The sequence below is a fragment of the Marinoscillum furvescens DSM 4134 genome (genome assembly GCF_003386095.1).
Taxonomy (GTDB): domain Bacteria; phylum Bacteroidota; class Bacteroidia; order Cytophagales; family Cyclobacteriaceae; genus Marinoscillum; species Marinoscillum furvescens.
Window position 1 is genome coordinate 114,906 of the sequence record NZ_QREG01000008.1, and the last position, 17,351, is coordinate 132,256.

Sequence of the window (17,351 nt, forward strand, 5' to 3'; positions counted from 1 at the left end):
GCACGGGAGGAGGGACTCGAACCCCCAACCAATGGTTTTGGAGACCACTACTCTACCAATTGAGCTACACCCGTATAAAAACCATGCAGTCCCCAAAAGGACTGCAAAGTTAGATGAATCAATATTTATAAACAAATGCGACCTAAATTTAATTTAGATCGCATTGTTTGTTAGTCTTAGTCAAGGATTTCAGTTACCTGACCTGATCCTACTGTACGTCCACCTTCTCTGATCGCAAATCGAAGACCTTTTTCAAGGGCAACAGGGTTGATCAGGTTTACTTCGATGGTTACGTTATCACCTGGCATTACCATTTCCACGTTTTCAGGAAGTTTGATTTCACCAGTTACGTCAGTCGTTCTTAGGTAGAACTGAGGACGGTATTTGTTGAAGAATGGAGTGTGACGTCCACCTTCTTCTTTTGACAATACGTAAACTTCAGCTTTGAAGTGAGCGTGAGGAGTTACAGAACCAGGCTTACAGATGATCATACCTCTTCTGATCTCGCTCTTCTCAATACCTCTAAGAAGTAGACCTACGTTATCACCAGCCTCACCTCTATCGAGGATCTTACGGAACATTTCCACACCAGTGATAGTAGACTTAAGATCTTCAGCACCCATACCGATGATATCTACAGGGTCACCAGAGTTGATCACACCACGCTCGATTCTACCAGTAGCAACAGTCCCACGACCTGTGATAGAGAATACATCCTCTACAGGCATCAAGAAGTCTTTGTCTACAGCACGCTCAGGAAGAGGAATGTACTCATCCACAGCAGCCATAAGCTCGTCTACTTTTTCTACCCACTTAGGCTCACCATTAAGTGCACCAAGGGCAGAACCTTGAATTACAGGGATATCGTCACCTGGGAAGTCATAATCAGAAAGAAGCTCTCTGATTTCCATCTCTACAAGCTCTAGAAGCTCAGGATCGTCTACCAAATCTACTTTGTTCATGAAAACAACAAGAGCAGGTACACCTACCTGACGTGAAAGAAGGATGTGCTCACGCGTTTGTGGCATAGGACCATCAGTAGCAGCAACTACGATGATAGCACCATCCATCTGCGCAGCACCAGTTACCATGTTTTTCACGTAATCGGCGTGACCTGGACAGTCAACGTGTGCGTAGTGTCTGTTTTCTGTTTGGTATTCGATGTGAGAGGTGTTGATAGTAATACCTCTTTCTTTTTCTTCAGGAGCATTGTCAATTGAAGAAAAGTCTTTTATCTCAGCAAGTCCTTTAGAAGAAAGAACAGCAGAGATTGCAGCAGTCAATGTAGTCTTACCATGGTCAACGTGACCAATAGTACCGATATTAACGTGCGGTTTTGAACGATCAAAGGTTTCTTTAGCCATGTCTGATAATCCTCGGTTTAATTCCTAAATAAATAATTATAGTTTAATCAAAATTAATACTCTTTCCGGGATGTCCAAGCCACCCCAAGTCCCCTTTGACAAAACAAGAGCCAATGACGGGATTTGAACCCGTGACCTCTTCCTTACCAAGGAAGCACTCTACCCCTGAGCTACATCGGCTTCTGGGAAATCAAAGAGCTTTAAATCTCTCGAACGAGTATCGCTCCTGACAACTCAGGATTAAACCCGATTTTTCAGCAACGAAACTGTCCGCTCTGAATTTCAGAGCGGGTGACGAGGCTCGAACCCGCGACCTACAGCTTGGAAGGCTGTCGCTCTACCAACTGAGCTACACCCGCTTCTATACTGGAAGCCTCCAGTATGAATCTTATTTCATTATATTCAAAACCACCAGATCATTTTCTGATGTCTCGCACTGTTACGAGTAGAAGTGGGGGGAGCAGGATTCGAACCTGCGAAGACATAAGTCAACGGATTTACAGTCCGTCCCAGTTGGCCGCTTTGGTATCCCCCCAACTAGATTTTTCACTCTCTCAAAGTATTCCTTTCGTCAGGTTGTCCCTGAAAAAGGGAATGCAAAATTATACGCTTTTTTATTTTAATCAAATTTTTACCACTAAATCTGGAAATGATTTTCACAATGATTTTTTATCACCAAAAAGTCACCCGATTCAAGTCATTGAAAGCCATACACATGGCTTATTTTATTTATAATAGTGGCTCCAAAAATAACCCTAAAATGAATCTGAAAATTTCTGTAAACAACGATCATTTATTTGAAGTGAAGGACCGTAATGGTACTCTTCTGGTAAATGAATCCTCTATTGACTATTCGTTAAAACAAGTAGCAAAGGACGAATTTGTATTACACTATAACCAAAAGGCTTATCAAATAAATGTCCTTAACGATGCAGGTGCCGAGTTAGAGTTGTCTATCAATGGTGCGCCAGTGCATTTGGAAATCAAAGATCACATTACCCAAATATTAGAAGAATTGGGGATGGATGTGAGCGAAGGTGCTCAGGTGAATGAAATAACTGCTCCCATGCCCGGAGGTATCATCGATATTAATGTGAAGGCCGGAGATACAGTACACGAAGGTGATGCACTACTGATCCTGGAGGCTATGAAAATGGAAAACATTATTAAATCTCCGGTAGCAGGAACAATCGCTGAAGTACATGTTGGCAAGGGTGATAATGTAGAAAAAAACCAACTCCTCATATCTTTTTGATAAGTGACAAAGCATCGTAGATGAAACTTTATATTTTTGTGAGATTTTAACTGATAAAACAATAGCAACCTCTGCATGAAATACAAAAGGATACTCCTCAAGCTAAGTGGTGAAGCCCTAATGGGTGATAAACAACATGGCATTGATTCAAACAGGCTCGAACAATATGCCCAAGAAATCAAAAAGGTAAGAGATATGGGCCTGGAGCTCGCGATTGTCATAGGTGGTGGCAATATTTTCAGAGGAGTGGATGGAGAAAAGTCTGGCATAGACCGGGTGCAAGGTGACTACATGGGCATGCTGGCGACTGTAATCAACGCCATGGCTTTGCAAAGTGCACTGGAAAAACACGGGATGTACACAAGGCTCATGTCTGGTCTTAAAATGGAGCAGGTATGCGAACCTTTCATTCGTAGACGGGCCATTCGGCATTTGGAAAAAGGTAGAGTAGTGATTTTTGGTGCCGGGATTGGCAATCCGTATTTCACGACTGATTCTACAGCAAGCCTGCGTGCTATTGAAATAGAGGCCGATGTAGTACTAAAAGGTACCCGGGTAGATGGTGTTTACACTGCCGACCCTGAAAAAGACCCAGATGCGAAGAAATATTCCAATGTAACTTTCCAGGAAGCTTATGAAAAAGGGCTCAGCATTATGGATATGACGGCTTTTACCCTATGTATGGAAAATGACCTGCCTATCATAGTGTTTGACATGAACAAGCCTGGCAATCTGGAAAGCATTGTAGAAGGAAAAGAAGTAGGTACTTTAATTAAGTAAATAAATAGAATGGAAGATATAGACTTTTATCTCGAACATGCCCAGGAGCTGATGGACAAGGCCATCTCTCATACAAATGCTGAATTGGCGAAGATTCGTGCTGGAAAAGCAATGCCTAGTATGCTTGACGGTGTGGAAGTGGAGTACTATGGAGCCATGACACCTCTAAACCAGGTAGCTTCTGTATCTACACCTGACGCTCGTACTATCAGTGTTAAGCCTTTTGAAAAGAAGATCATTCCTGATGTGGAGCGTGCCATTATCAATGCAAACCTGGGACTCAACCCTCAGAATGATGGAGAGCTCATACGCATCAATATCCCACCATTGACTGAGGAGCGTAGACTGGGTCTGGTAAAGCAAGCCAAAGCGGAAACCGAAAATGGGAAAATAAGTGTTCGTAATGCACGAAAAGAAGTGATGGATGCTCTCAAAAAACTCTTGAAAGATGGAGCTCCTGAAGATGCGATCAAAGGTGCCGAGGAAGAGGTGCAAAAAATCACTGATGAGCATACCAAGAAACTCGACGCACTGCTGGAGACAAAAGAAAAAGACATTATGACGATTTAATCGTCAGTGTTGACTCCTATTTAAACAAATTTTGAGCTCGAATTTGAGCTTCTACAGGCTCCGGAACCAGGTACTTCACAGACTGATCTGCTCGAATCATTTTTCTGATCAGTGTAGCGGAAATATCCATTTCCGGAGCTTCTATTACCTGAACATTGGGGTGATCTGCCAGCTCGTTTAACGAAGAACTGGGACGAGGATATACCACCAGCCCAAACTCTTCAAGTATCACCTGGTAATTCTTCCATTTTTTGAAAGACTCCAGGTTATCTCCGCCTATGATCAATGAAAACTCATGATCATACTTGTCTGACAAAACCGCCAAGGTATCCACTGTATAGCTCGGGCGTGGCATGTTAAACTCAACATCTGACACGCGAAAATGAAAATCATCAGCTATAGCAGCCTGCACCAGGTTGTATCTGTCAAACTCATGCAGTAGGTTGTTATTTTTCTTGAAGGGGTTTTGAGGAGAAACTACAAACCAGACCTCATCCATGTCCGTGCTTTGGTGGGCGATATTGGCTATGATCAGATGCCCCATGTGTATGGGATTAAACGATCCGAAAAAGAGTCCTACTTTCATCGTTTTAAGCTATTTTATCGCATCAAGAGGAGATAAACTGATTGACAACCTGTTCGGCTTCTGCAAATGCGTCAGTGAGCTCTCTATTGATAAGGACATAGTCAAACTGGTCCGCGTATTTCATTTCCTCGGCCGCCTTTCCCACTCGCTTTTCCAGAGATTCAGCCGATTCGGTGTTTCGATTTTCTAACCGCTCACGCAAAACCTCCACGCTTTCAGCATTTACAAACACAGAAAGTGCCCGATCACCAATCGCCTTTTTAAGGTTGATACCGCCGATTACATCCACATCAAAAATCACATGATTTCCCGCCAGCCAAATACGCTCTACTTCAGACCTGAGCGTGCCATAATAGGTACCCTCATAGACTTCTTGCCATTCCAGCAATTCATTTTGAGCAAGTTTAGATTGAAATTCCTGTTCGCTAAGGAAGTAATAATCCTTCCCATGCTCTTCTACTCCTCCACGTGGTGCTCTGGTGGTAGCTGAGATGGAAAACTTAAGTGAAGGAATGGTTTTAATAAGGTGTTTTACAATGGTCGTCTTGCCGGCACCTGAGGGTGCACAAAAAATAATGGCCTTGCCAGTCATATTAGGCTGATTCGAATACTTTATTTCTAATAGATTGTGCCAGGTCGGAGGGCACCTGCTGATTAGTCAGTTTGTTTCTTAGCAATTGCCTAATTTGCCGCTCTACTTCATATTGTTCAAAGCAGACCATACATTTTTCGATGTGCTGCTTGAGGTAATTTTCCTGCTCCAAGCTAGCTTCATTGTCCAGCATCAGGTGAAGTATTTTCAAGCATTTGTCAAATTCTACGCAATCACTTTTTCCTTTCTTAGCAGGGGTTTCCGACATGGTTTGTTGGTATTAATTCACAAACTAAATAAATAAAATTTACTTGTAGCCCATAGTTTCCGCATAGGACTTGAGTTTTTCTTTTAGAAGATTTCTTGCCCTGTGTAAACGCGACCGAACTGTACCTATGGGTATGTCTAGAATTTTGGCCATTTCCTCATAAGTAAAACCTTCCAGGTCACACAAAATAATCACTGTGCGGAAGTCTACTGCCAGTGAGTTTAATGCATTGGTGACCTCATCACCAATCATGTCTTTCACCGTATCTATCCGCAAATCTACAGTCTTGCTTTCATCAACATTATCTGAATTGTAGAAGTTCTCTACTTCCTGATAATCTACCTTTCCGGGCTCCTTACTTTTCTTTCTGAAGTCATTTATGAAGCTATTTTTCAGAATTCTATAGAGCCAGGCTTTAGCGTTAGTCCCCTGCTGGAAGGAGTTGATAAAGCGATAAGCCTTCATATAGGTATCCTGTACCAGGTCCTTAGCATCATCCTGATCGAATGTGAGCCTGTACGCAAAATTGTACATGGCATCCAGGTGGGGCAAAAATTCATTGTCAAAAATATCTTTTCGCTCCAGGTCTGTATACTTACGTCTTATTGGCTTATCCTCCTCCATTGTCTTATTTATCACCTCTCGCATGCTCTCTTATTAAAAGGAATAATACATCCAGATTGTTTTTCAACTACATGTATGCACATAGTTTTACGTTATTATCATTCTTTAGTTGGACTTAAGACTAGAGTTTTTCGCCTACTGGGCTTAACTTCTCCCAAATGGATAAAATTCTATTAGCTTGCGCTTATTAGCATGGATACTCCACTTTCTGTAGTAGTGATTACGCATAACGAAGAACTCCGACTCGAAGCATGTTTGCAGAGCGTTGCTGGTCTTTCTGATGAGCTCATCGTTGTGGATTCTTTCTCGACTGACGACACCAAAAACATTGCATTACGTCATGGCGCAATCGTTTTTGAACATGCGTACAAGGGGCAAGTAGAGCAAAAACAGTTTGCTCTGACCAAAACCAGCCATCAGCATGTGCTGGCACTAGATGCTGATGAGCAACTCACAGAGGAGTTAATTCAATCTATAGCTAGAGAAAAAAAGCAGGGGTTTCCTGCAGGCGTATATGAAATGAACCGAATCACTTACTACGCTGGCACGTGGATCAAGCATGGGGGGTGGTATCCGGACTGGAAGTTACGGCTGTGGAATAAATCCAAAGCTAAATGGGGTGGTAGAAATCCCCATGACCAGGTTTTCCCAAAAGAAATAAAGGAAGTGAAACGGTTGCAAGGGCACTTGTTGCACTATGGGTTTGAAACGATAGCGGAGCATAAACAACGGATAACTAATTATGCCGAAATTGGTGCTGAGGCTTTGTATGCTGAAGGAAAATCTAGCTCAATACTACGAGGTGTGCTGAGCGCATTGATAAAAGGTATCCGAGACTATATTTTCAGAGGTGGTTTTCGGGATGGAAAGTCGGGATGGCTGATCGCGTGGTATTCCATGAAAGGTAAGTACCTGAAATACAAAAAGCTGTATGAGCTCAACAAGAGGCAATAGCATACTGCATGTGAGTACAGAAATGGACTGGCGGGGCGGTGAGCGACAAGTACACCTGCTACACGAAAGTCTCCTATCCAACCAATGGAATTCGCATTTGCTTTGCCCTGGCGATAGTTCGCTGTTTCAAAAAACGACGCACAATAAAATGCGTCCTTTCAAATCCAAAAGAAAATCAGCGCACGTTTTACACTTACTGAAAGTCATCAAAAAAACAGACTTTGACATCATCCATGCTCACGACTCCAGAGCGCACTTGGTTTGCCTGCTTGCTTCACTCCTGGGAATGTCTATCCCCATGGTGGTCACGAGAAGATCCATGCCTCGTATTGGTGGTTTACTCCAACGCTGGAAATACCAACACCCTCAGATAAAAAGATTAGTGGGGATATCTCAAGCGATTCAGGAAAAGTTAAAAACCATTGCCCCTGCGCAGCACATCGAGACGATCTATAGCGGTGTGAAGTTGGCACCTGCAGCTCACACCATTGACCTGCACAGCGAACTGAGAATCCCATATGAAACTAAACTATTTGCTTTTGTGGGTGCTCTTTCTGCTGAAAAAGGACCTGACCTTTTCCTTAAAGTAGCTCAAACTCTTAGTCAAAAACGATCAGCCATACATTTTGTGGTGATCGGTGAAGGGCCTCTCGGTCACAGCCTAAAGCAAAAGTGCAGCTCCACCAAGTGGGGCGAAAATGTGAGTTTCCTCGGTTTTCGAAATGATCTCTCAGCACTTTGGTATTCACTTTACTGTCTCCTTGTACCGTCCAGGTCAGAAGGACTCAACACCACTATTTTGGATGCATTTTATCATGAAGTGCCGGTTATTGCCTTTGATACTGGTGGGATTCCGGAGCTTATTTCACATGAAAAAACCGGACTATTATGTCCGGCGGAAGATCTTAAAAGCATGATTTCCTACTCCCTCCAGTTGACAGATCATCAGGAGTTGAGACAAAGTCTGGTTAAAAACGCCAGAAATCAAGTGGAGAATTTTGCAGCTGATAAAATGGCAGAAAAATACATGCACCTTTACCGTGAAGTACTCAATAGCGATTGAAACAGGCTTTCATAAGCCGTCACGGTTTTGGTCAGATTAAATGAAGATTTGGCTGCTACATAAGCCTCCTCCACCAACCTCTTTTTCAGCTCTATATCACCTAGAAGGGAGTTTATTTTAGACGCAAGGCCTTCTACATCGCCATTCTGGTAAAGCAATCCCGTTTTTCCGTCATTAATTACATCAGGGATACCCCCAAAATCAGAACCAATGACCGGTACCTTTAGCAGCATAGCCTCTACCGTAGACAGCCCAAAACCGTCCATGTGCGAAGGGAGCACATGAACATCCATAAGTGAAAGTAGAGCTCTGGCTTCAGTGTTGGACACCAACCCAGTACAAACGATTCTGCCTCTATTGTTCACAAAAGCATCCACATCTGAGAAGTCTTTTTCATCTACACCTACCAGCAGTAACTTACATGCTTCGGGTAAATACTCGAGTGCACGTATCAGATCAATTTGACGCTTTTTTCGAGCTACACAGCCTATTAACCTTCCATTCAACTGATATTTTTTGCGTAGCAGCTCCACGAGATCAGGGTCTACCTGCTCATCAGCCACACCATTGTGAATTACTGGCAAGTGCTTAGGTGGATAGCCTTTGCTCACAAATAGCTTTTTCAGTCCATGGCTGACCATCACGATGGCCGCTGTACCCTTTATATGATACCATCGCTTGATCCAGGGCTCATTTCTGGGGCGCTGCCTGCGCGTAAAGATGATAAAACTCTGCAGCCGGTAGATCCACTTGGCCATGATGGTGAGGTTACGGTCTCTTCCGCCTTGCGCACATATTACATCATATTTTTCCGCTGTTGCTAAAGATCCCAACATCTGAAAGGAACGGAAGTCCAGATAACTCTTAAATGAGATATCATGGGTTTTTACAATACCTTGCTTGGCAAGCATCTGCCTCAGCAATGTGTCTTCACCACACGCACAGCTCACCTCATGTCCCCTTTTGGCCAGGCCAGTAGCCAGGTAAAAAAGAGAAAAAGTGGCTCCTGCCAGATTCCCCTGATGGGTGGTAAAGAGTATCTTCATGGGGTTAGAAACAACAAAAGCCACCAATATGGCAGCTTTTGTCTGTGAATACTATTCTTAAAATAATTAGTATCTGTAATGCTCAGGCTTGAAAGGTCCCTGAGGAGTCACTCCTATGTAAGAAGCCTGATCCTCTGAAAGCACATCCAACTCCACACCAATTTTGGCGAGGTGCAGTGCTGCAACTTTCTCGTCCAGATGCTTAGGCAGCGTGTACACTGCATTTTCGTACTGGTCCGAGTTGTTCCAAAGCTCTATCTGAGCCAATGTTTGGTTCGTAAAGGAATTGGACATAACAAACGAAGGGTGTCCGGTAGCACATCCCAGATTTACTAGTCTACCTTCTGCCAATAGGATGATTTCATTGCCATCCACATTGTAAAGGTCTACCTGAGGCTTGATCTCTACTTTAGAGGCACCGAAGTTGTCATTGAGCCATGCTACATCTATTTCGTTATCAAAATGGCCAATGTTACAAACGATCGTTTTGTCATTCATCAACTTGAAGTGCTCGCCTCGGATGATGTCTTTGTTACCAGTCGCTGTTACGATGATGTCTGCTCTCGGCACTGCATCTACCATTTTCTTTACTTCATAGCCATCCATAGCAGCTTGAAGGGCGCAAATAGGGTCTATCTCTGTCACAATGACACGCACACCAGCTCCGCGAAGTGATGCTGCTGATCCTTTTCCTACATCGCCGTACCCGGCAACCACCGCCACTTTACCAGCGAGCATAATGTCTGTAGCTCTGCGGATAGCGTCTACCAAAGACTCCTTACATCCGTATTTGTTATCAAATTTAGACTTGGTAACTGAGTCATTTACATTGATGGCTGGGATTGGCAGTGTCCCGTTTCTCATGCGCTCGTACAATCTGTGCACACCCGTTGTAGTCTCTTCAGAAAGCCCTTTGATGTCTTTGACTAGCTCAGGGTATTTGTCTAACACCATATTGGTAAGGTCTCCCCCATCATCCAAAATCATGTTGAGTGGCTTACCACCTTCAAAAGCAAACAAAGTCTGCTCTATACACCAATCAAACTCCTCATCTGTAAGGCCTTTCCATGCATATACAGGTATCCCTGCCTTTGCTATGGCTGCAGCTGCATGATCTTGGGTGGAAAAAATATTACATGAAGACCAGGTTACTTCTGCTCCTAGTTCTACGAGCGTTTCTATCAAAACTGCGGTCTGGATCGTCATGTGCAAACATCCAGCTATACGTGCTCCTTTTAGCGGCTTGCTTTCGCCATACTCTTCGCGAAGAGCCATCAGCCCAGGCATCTCAGCCTCAGCTAATTTAATTTCGTTTCGGCCATATTCGGCCTGGTTAATGTCTTTGACTTTGTAATTCAATTTTTCCTCGATCATGTCGTTAGATTTATTAAGCGCAAAATTAGTCAAATAATCCTTTTTCTAGTTGCTAGCGCACAAATGAGATTTCTTTCACCTCAAAACGCCGTGTTTGTTCGTTTGTTTTGACAACCAGCCGACCTTGCTGATCGATCCCGATGATTTCTCCTGCAAAGTCTTCGTCACCTGATCTAAACCAGTGCACTTCTCCCCTCCACATCATCACATCATGGTATTTACGCAGGATGGTGTCCTTACTTCCTGCATTGAGCAGTAGGTAGTATCGTTCGAGCGCGCAAATGATTTGCTCAAGCAGTTCTTCCCTATTCACATCGTATCCCATCACTCCTTTCAGAGAAGTTGCTGTGTCTAATTCGAAATCGGTTTGGTTGACATTGAGACCTATGCCTATCACCAGCTTGTCGATAGTAGAATTGGTCACACCAGCCTCCAGTAGTATTCCTCCTGCTTTTTTCCCGCCAAGGTAAATGTCGTTTGGCCATTTTAGGGACACATTTTTGAGGTCCAAAAATTTCTCTAATGCTTCGTGTACAGCCAAACCCGCCAGGACATTGATCAGGTACGCTTCTTTTGGCAGAAGTTTCCGGGGTTTTAGCAAAAGAGAAAAGAGCAGGTTTTGCCCTTTTGGGCTCACCCACGTATTGCCTCTTTGGCCCTTGCCTCCCGTCTGATGATCTGCCCACAGCAAAAAGCCTTCAGACACAGTGCCTTGGCGTGCTCTGCGCATCAATTCATCATTGGTACTCTGACATTCTGGCAGGAATTCAATCTTTTTGGCCAGAAATAGTGTTTTGGCAAAGTATTTATGCAAAGTATATTCGTATTTTTGAAGTTAAAACTAGGATAAAACGTGAATGAATGCAGCAAGTAGCAAAAGAAGCAATTAATTCTAAAAAGCTGAGTGAGTTAGTGGTGCAGGGAATGTTAGAAAAGAAGGCTTCTGATGTCGTGGTAATGGACTTGCGAGAGGTAAAAAATGCCATCGCAGATTTTTTTGTACTATGCTCAGGAAATTCGGACACACAAATTGATGCTATCTCCGATTCTATAGAAGAACAAGTCCACAAGCACTCCCAACAAAACCCCTGGAGACGAGAAGGGAAAGAAAACAACGAATGGATCATCATAGACTATGTGGATGTGGTGGCACATGTTTTCAACAAAGACAAGCGTGCATTTTATGCACTCGAAGAGCTTTGGGGTGATGCTAAAATCACTAGATTCGATAGCGAGAACTAATTCACTCCTACAGCGTTGTAAGATTTAAACTTGAGGAAAATAAATAATGGCGGATAAACCGAGACAGAAAAAACCCATCATGGGTGGCGGCAAGCCAAACAAGCCGAATTACCAGCTAATGGTGATCGTAGCATTGATCACTGTGGTGTTTGGTTTCACATACTTTAGCAGAACCAACTCTGCAATCACTATCTCTAAAAAGCGATTTGAGCAGATGATTTTGGCCAACGACGTAAAACGCGTTGTGTTGATCAAAAATCAAGACCAGGTAGAGGTTACGCTAAAGCCAGAGGCTTTGCAAAACACAAAATATAAGATAGAGCTGGAAGAGCAATCTCCATTCTCCACCAACACAGGACCACACTACAAGTTTAACATTGTAGATATTACCATTTTCAATGAGGAGTTTAACCAGCTGATGTCTGAACTCCCAGAAGACCAGCGTGTGGGATATGAGGTAGATGAACGGCAGGATTTCACCTCCATCATTTTCAACTGGGGATTCTTATTCCTGATCATTTTTGGTTTTTGGTTTTTGATGCGAAGAATGACTGGCGGCGGAGGCCCTGGCGGGCAGATTTTCAATATCGGAAAATCCCGTGCTGCCCTTTTTGATGCGGAAAATAAAGTAAAAATAACCTTTAATGATGCTGCCGGGCTGGAAGAAGCAAAAGAGGAGATCAAAGAAATAGTTGAATTCCTGAAAAACCCTGGCAAGTTTACCAACCTGGGTGGTAAAATTCCAAAAGGCGCCTTACTTGTGGGCCCTCCTGGTACAGGTAAAACCCTATTAGCGAAAGCCGTGGCAGGAGAAGCGGGCGTTCCGTTTTTCACTTTGTCGGGCTCTGATTTCGTAGAAATGTTTGTAGGTGTAGGTGCCGCTCGGGTACGAGACCTTTTCAAGCAAGCGAAAGAAAAAGCTCCTTGTATAGTCTTTATCGATGAGATCGATGCGATCGGTAGATCAAGAGGAAAAGGACAAATGCCTGGTTCTAACGATGAACGTGAAAACACGCTCAACTCGCTATTGGTGGAAATGGATGGATTCAGCACCGACTCTGGTGTGATCATACTGGCAGCTACCAACCGTCCAGATGTATTGGACTCGGCACTACTAAGACCCGGGCGATTTGACCGACAGATTAGTATAGACAAGCCGGACATTGTAGGGCGTGAAGCTATTTTCAAGGTACACTTGAAGCCTATCAAACTACATGAGGATGTAGACCCTAAAAAACTGGCCGCACAAACGCCGGGATTTGCCGGTGCTGAAATAGCCAATGTATGTAATGAAGCTGCCCTCATCGCCGCACGTCGCAACAAGAAAAGTGTGGATATGCAGGACTTTCAGGATGCGATAGATCGGGTGATTGGCGGACTAGAAAAGAAAAACAAGATCATTTCTCCTGAGGAGAAGAAAATTGTGGCTTATCATGAGGCTGGTCACGCTGTGGCAGGTTGGTTTTTAGAGCATGCAGATCCATTGGTGAAAGTAAGTATCGTACCTCGAGGAGTTGCGGCGCTAGGCTATGCCCAATACCTACCTAAAGAGCAGTTTCTCTACCAGACGGAGCAGCTCATGGACGAGATGTGCATGGCGCTGGGTGGACGTGCTGCAGAGGATCTGATATTCGGTAAAATTTCTACTGGAGCACTCAGCGACCTGGAGCGTATTACCAAACTGGCCTACAGCATAGTGACTGTTTACGGTATGAATGACAAAATAGGTAATGTCTCCTTCTATGACAGCAAGCAGTCTGAGTACAACTTTACCAAACCGTACTCTGACGCTACAGCGGAGCTGATAGATAAGGAAGTAAAGGCACTTGTGGAGCTGGCATATGAGCGCACAAAAGAGCTACTGATTGCTCGTCGTGATGAGCTCGAAACCGTGGCCAAGGAACTGCTGGAAAAAGAAATTATTTTCCAAAATGACCTGGAGCGTTTGATTGGTAAACGCCCGTTTGAAAATGAAACTACTTATCAGCGGTTTACCAACAACACCAACGCGAATGACGAAAAAGACGAGCAAGAAGCAAAGGACAAAGAAGCTGCTGCAGACGGTGAGCTAGACAAGCTCAAAAGCAGCGTAAAATCAGAAGTGGAGCAAGAAGATAAAACAGAAGACTCTCCTAAGGAAGAGGAAGTAGAAGACAAGAAATAAGCTTACTCCACCATAAATCATATAAAAGGTGCCCTACCAGGCACCTTTTTTTATGCCCAACTATCCCATTTTCGAGCTCAATTCGCAATTTAATTTTTTTATTTAAACGATTAATCATACATTTAAGATCACATTATGAAAAATTCCGCCCACACCAGTCAGGTGGAAACATAGTGAGAAATGGGGCACATAGACCAGTAGCAAGCTTCTGGTAACAGTAGACGACAACACACGATGTAACAACAGTATTTTTCATTTGAATTTTCACTAACTAATTAGTCACATTATGATCAAACTTTTCCATTTGGTTAAACGTTTAATCTTTGATTTAAACGAACATCGAAGCAAGAATTTTCTGCTATCGATGGTATTAGCGATAAGTTCCTTTGCAGCTACTGCTCAGGAGCGGGAGATCACAGGTACAGTCCTCGATGACACAGGCTCACCCCTTCCTGGAGCCACGGTAGCGGTACCCGGCACAGCTACGGGTACAGTCACTGATCTTGATGGTCAATACTCCATACGTGTAGCTGAGGGTGCCAATCTCCTCACGTTTAGCTTCATTGGGTTTAATACACTGGAAGTATCCATTGACCAGCGTTCGGTGATAGATGTAAAGCTGGAAACCGATGTGCAGTCTCTCGACGAGGTAGTAGTGGTAGGGTATGGTACCCAAAAAAGCAGCAAGGTCACCACTGCTGTGTCGCGGATGGCCGGTGAAGACGTGGCAAAGCTGCCCGTCACGAGTGCAGACCAGGCCCTGCAGGGGAGAGTAAGTGGTGTGTTTATCTCTGGCTCAGGTGCACCAGGCCGAAACCCAACCGTACGAATTAGAGGTATTGGTTCTGCCTTGGGGAGTGATCCTCTCTTTGTCGTAGATGGAATCATTGTTGGGCAAAATGCTTTGAATGAGATCCACCCGGATAACATCGAAGACATCTCGGTACTCAAAGATGCCGCGAGTACAGCAATCTATGGATCTAGAGGAGCAAATGGTGTGATTCTGATCACTACCAAAAAGGGAACTCCAGGCATGAGCAAGCTATCTATTAGCGCATACTACGGATGGCAAAGCCTCCCAGAGTCAAAGAAATACGACCTCCTGAATACAGATCAATACATCAATTTTGCACAAAATACTTATGGTATTTCTGCTCCTCGTTTTGACGATTATGATTTTAGTAGCAAGTCATTCAAACCTGGCACACCTAGCGAAGAATTTATCGGTGTGGAAACAGACTGGCAGGATGCAGTACTCCCTGGCGGGCCGATTCAGGACTATTACCTCAATTATCAAGGAGGCACTGAAAAGATCTCTTACTCGGTAGGTGGTGGATATTTCGATCAGGATGGGATGCTCGTAAACACCTACTTCCGCAGAGCTTCACTAAACACCAATATCCAGGCTAAAGTGAACGACAGATTAAAAATCGGTCAATCCATGATTTTGTCAAGAAGCGTCAGCAATCAGGATTTTCGCACACCGGTGATTGAGGCCATACAAATGATGCCTTACATACCCGTATATGATGCTAGCCGAAAAGGAGGTTTTAGAGGTCCTGATTTTGCGGAGAATGCAGACCCCTTCCAGCCAGTGCTACACTCATCAATCGTAGATGATGAAGAGACAGCTACCAAGCTACTCACTACGGCTTTTGCGGATTTCAAAATTCTCGAGCCTTTAAGTTTTAGGTTTCAGGCGGGACTCGAAAACTCACTGACCCAAAAGCGCAATTTTGTGCCAACATTTGATGCAGGTCAGGTGCTTTTTAATGTAAATGAGTCCGCCAGATTTGGACGAACCGACCAGATCTATTTGTCGCCTATACTCACTGGTACTTTCAATTACAACCAGAGTTTTGGTAGCCATACCATTAATGCTGTGGCTGGATACGAACGTCAAATTCAGGACCTGGAGTCCATTTCTTCAGGCACCAACCTCCTTCCCAACGAGAGCATCTTGAACCCGGCGATTGCTCCGATAGAGAGCCAGACCTCTAGCAGATATGTACAACGCAAAGGAATCATCTCCTGGTTTTCACGAGTAAACTACGACTTTGAAGACAAATACTTACTGAGTGCTTCCATCAGAAGGGATCAATCATCGGTATTTGCTCCGGATTATAATGTAGGCTACTTTCCTTCGGCCTCCTTTGGCTGGAGAGTAAGCGAAGAGTCCTTTTTCACGCCAGCCAGCGGCCTGTTCTCTGACCTAAAGTTTAGAGCTAGTTGGGGTATCACAGGAAACACCGCCCTTCCGGCTTATACCTGGGATCCGGTTACATTTACTGACATCCGTTACAACCTGGCTGATGATCAAATAGTACAAGGACTCACTACCAATGCAATTTTCAATGAGCGTCTGCGGTGGGAGGAAACCAAAATGACCAACATCGGTCTTGATTTTGAATTGCTTCAGGGTCGCATCTATGGATCACTGGAGTGGTTCAGAAAATCAACTGACGGGCTCATCGTTCGTGTTCCAGTTTCCTACTCCACAGGGATAGAGGTAAGCCCATTATCCAATATCGGTGATGTGGACAACCAGGGATTTGAAGTAGCGTTTGGGATAACCGATCAAAAAAGCATCGTAAAATGGAATCTTGATGTAAACGCATCCTATATCAGTAATGAGGTGAAGAAAATCGGTGTGGATGAAGAGGCCAACGTTTCTGGACCTGTATTTTGGAACACCTCCTCACCCGCCACGCGTGCTGAGGCTGGAGAGCCGCTCGGCTTTTACTACGGATGGAAAGTGGATAAAATCTATCAGGATCAGTCAGAAATCAACGCAGACAATCAGGCTGCTGCTGATGCAACAGGAGATGCTAGTGCTACGCGACAGGGGCCGGACATTGCTCCTGGTGATATCAGATTCAAAGACCTCAACGGAGACGGCATCATCGATGGTGATGACCGAACCAACATCGGACACTATTTGCCAGATTGGACTTTGGGCATCAATGGATCAGCTAGCTACAAAAACTTTGACGTGAGCATGAACATCACCGGCGCGTTCGGCTTTGAGCTACTACACGCCAATCGCTACTATACGGAAGGCATGACGAGGCTTTTCAATATGGGTACAGAAGTACTCGATGCCTGGTCTGAGGATAACAAAAACACCAACATCCCAAGAGCCAATGCTGAGGCGGGCACCAACAATGCCCGACTTTCTGATCGCTGGGTAGAGAAAGGTGACTATGTCCGCTTAAGGTTTTTGACGGTAGGCTATACACTACCAGAGATCCCGGGTACTTCTACCATCCGTATCTACGGCCAGGCACAAAACCTGCTGACTTTTACCAAGTACACCGGGTATGACCCAGAAGTGCAGGGTAAGCCAAGCTACAATTCCAATGCCGGTGAGAATGGAGACAACCCTATTTTCTACAATGGTGTGGATGATGGTATGGTCCCAAATCCTCGCACGTTTATTCTCGGTCTTGAAGTAACCTTCTAATCAAAA

At 44.2% G+C, this 17,351-nt stretch carries 16 protein-coding genes and 4 tRNA genes; 8 read left to right on the top strand and 12 right to left on the bottom strand.

Annotated elements, in window-relative coordinates; genetic code table 11:
- Position 1 precedes the first annotated feature (1 nt).
- The 5 genes from C7460_RS10395 to C7460_RS10415 all read right to left on the bottom strand — a co-directional run bounded on the left by C7460_RS10395 (position 2) and on the right by C7460_RS10415 (position 1,899).
- Positions 2-74, bottom strand: a tRNA-Trp gene (locus C7460_RS10395).
- 102 nt (positions 75-176) lie between these two features.
- Positions 177-1,364, bottom strand: a complete 1,188-nt coding sequence (gene tuf, locus C7460_RS10400) for an elongation factor Tu (protein WP_115868040.1) — start codon at positions 1,362-1,364, stop codon at positions 177-179.
- A 108-nt stretch (positions 1,365-1,472) separates the two neighbouring features.
- A tRNA-Thr gene (locus tag C7460_RS10405) sits at positions 1,473-1,544 on the bottom strand.
- 106 nt (positions 1,545-1,650) lie between these two features.
- Positions 1,651-1,723: transfer RNA gene (locus tag C7460_RS10410), tRNA-Gly, on the bottom strand.
- A 93-nt stretch (positions 1,724-1,816) separates the two neighbouring features.
- Positions 1,817-1,899, bottom strand: a tRNA-Tyr gene (locus tag C7460_RS10415).
- Positions 1,900-2,124: 225 nt separating this feature from the next.
- Between C7460_RS10415 and C7460_RS10420 the strand changes: the two genes are divergently transcribed.
- The 3 genes from C7460_RS10420 (at position 2,125) to frr (ending at position 3,969) form a co-directional block, all read left to right on the top strand.
- Positions 2,125-2,619 (top strand): acetyl-CoA carboxylase biotin carboxyl carrier protein subunit, encoded by a 495-nt coding sequence (locus C7460_RS10420; protein ID WP_170147960.1) that lies wholly within the window; start codon positions 2,125-2,127, stop codon positions 2,617-2,619.
- A gap of 75 nt (positions 2,620-2,694) precedes the next feature.
- Positions 2,695-3,399: a UMP kinase gene (gene pyrH, locus C7460_RS10425; protein ID WP_115868042.1), complete on the top strand. Its 705-nt coding sequence runs from the start codon at positions 2,695-2,697 to the stop codon at positions 3,397-3,399.
- Positions 3,400-3,408: 9 nt separating this feature from the next.
- A complete protein-coding gene (gene frr / locus C7460_RS10430; protein WP_115868043.1) occupies positions 3,409-3,969 on the top strand; it encodes a ribosome recycling factor in 561 nt (186 codons plus the stop codon).
- A gap of 16 nt (positions 3,970-3,985) precedes the next feature.
- Here frr and nadD read toward each other — a convergent pair whose 3' ends face one another.
- The 4 genes from nadD to C7460_RS10450 are packed head-to-tail and all read right to left on the bottom strand — an operon-like array spanning position 3,986 to position 6,039.
- Entirely contained in the window at positions 3,986-4,555 is a 570-nt protein-coding gene (gene nadD, locus C7460_RS10435) for a nicotinate (nicotinamide) nucleotide adenylyltransferase (protein ID WP_115868044.1), read from the bottom strand.
- A 22-nt stretch (positions 4,556-4,577) separates the two neighbouring features.
- Positions 4,578-5,147: a guanylate kinase gene (gene gmk / locus C7460_RS10440; RefSeq protein ID WP_115868045.1), complete on the bottom strand. Its 570-nt coding sequence runs from the start codon at positions 5,145-5,147 to the stop codon at positions 4,578-4,580.
- A gap of 1 nt (position 5,148) precedes the next feature.
- The gene (locus C7460_RS10445; protein ID WP_115868046.1) at positions 5,149-5,415 is read right to left on the bottom strand and encodes an anti-sigma factor; all 267 of its coding nucleotides are present in this window, start codon (positions 5,413-5,415) and stop codon (positions 5,149-5,151) included.
- Between the two features lie 39 nt (positions 5,416-5,454).
- Positions 5,455-6,039, bottom strand: coding sequence for a sigma-70 family RNA polymerase sigma factor (locus C7460_RS10450; protein WP_115868047.1), 585 nt, complete (start codon positions 6,037-6,039; stop codon positions 5,455-5,457).
- Between the two features lie 192 nt (positions 6,040-6,231).
- Here C7460_RS10450 and C7460_RS10455 point away from each other — a divergent pair, with 192 nt between their 5' ends.
- The gene (locus C7460_RS10455; protein ID WP_115868048.1) at positions 6,232-6,993 is read left to right on the top strand and encodes a glycosyltransferase family 2 protein; all 762 of its coding nucleotides are present in this window, start codon (positions 6,232-6,234) and stop codon (positions 6,991-6,993) included.
- The gene (locus C7460_RS10460) at positions 6,971-8,056 is read left to right on the top strand and encodes a glycosyltransferase family 4 protein (RefSeq protein ID WP_115868049.1); all 1,086 of its coding nucleotides are present in this window, start codon (positions 6,971-6,973) and stop codon (positions 8,054-8,056) included. Before C7460_RS10455 ends, C7460_RS10460 begins: the two co-directional genes overlap by 23 nt.
- Here the strand turns inward: C7460_RS10460 and C7460_RS10465 are convergent.
- The 3 genes from C7460_RS10465 to C7460_RS10475 all read right to left on the bottom strand — a co-directional run bounded on the left by C7460_RS10465 (position 8,029) and on the right by C7460_RS10475 (position 11,290).
- Positions 8,029-9,102, bottom strand: a complete 1,074-nt coding sequence (locus C7460_RS10465; protein ID WP_115868050.1) for a glycosyltransferase family 4 protein — start codon at positions 9,100-9,102, stop codon at positions 8,029-8,031. The genes C7460_RS10460 and C7460_RS10465 overlap by 28 nt on opposite strands.
- A gap of 66 nt (positions 9,103-9,168) precedes the next feature.
- On the bottom strand, positions 9,169-10,476 hold the full coding sequence (gene ahcY / locus C7460_RS10470) for an adenosylhomocysteinase (protein ID WP_115868051.1): 1,308 nt from the start codon (positions 10,474-10,476) through the stop codon (positions 9,169-9,171).
- Positions 10,477-10,528: 52 nt separating this feature from the next.
- Entirely contained in the window at positions 10,529-11,290 is a 762-nt protein-coding gene (locus tag C7460_RS10475; protein WP_115868052.1) for a biotin--[acetyl-CoA-carboxylase] ligase, read from the bottom strand.
- A gap of 47 nt (positions 11,291-11,337) precedes the next feature.
- On the opposite strand from C7460_RS10475, the gene rsfS reads away from it, so the two are divergent.
- From rsfS to C7460_RS10490, 3 genes are all read left to right on the top strand, one after another.
- The gene (gene rsfS, locus C7460_RS10480; RefSeq protein ID WP_115868053.1) at positions 11,338-11,718 is read left to right on the top strand and encodes a ribosome silencing factor; all 381 of its coding nucleotides are present in this window, start codon (positions 11,338-11,340) and stop codon (positions 11,716-11,718) included.
- A gap of 46 nt (positions 11,719-11,764) precedes the next feature.
- Positions 11,765-13,882 carry an ATP-dependent zinc metalloprotease FtsH gene (gene ftsH, locus C7460_RS10485; RefSeq protein WP_115868054.1) on the top strand — a complete coding sequence of 706 codons (2,118 nt, stop codon included), beginning with the start codon at positions 11,765-11,767 and terminating at the stop codon, positions 13,880-13,882.
- 364 nt (positions 13,883-14,246) lie between these two features.
- Positions 14,247-17,345, top strand: a complete 3,099-nt coding sequence (locus C7460_RS10490; RefSeq protein WP_170147961.1) for a SusC/RagA family TonB-linked outer membrane protein — start codon at positions 14,247-14,249, stop codon at positions 17,343-17,345.
- The last annotated feature ends 6 nt before the right edge of the window (positions 17,346-17,351 follow it).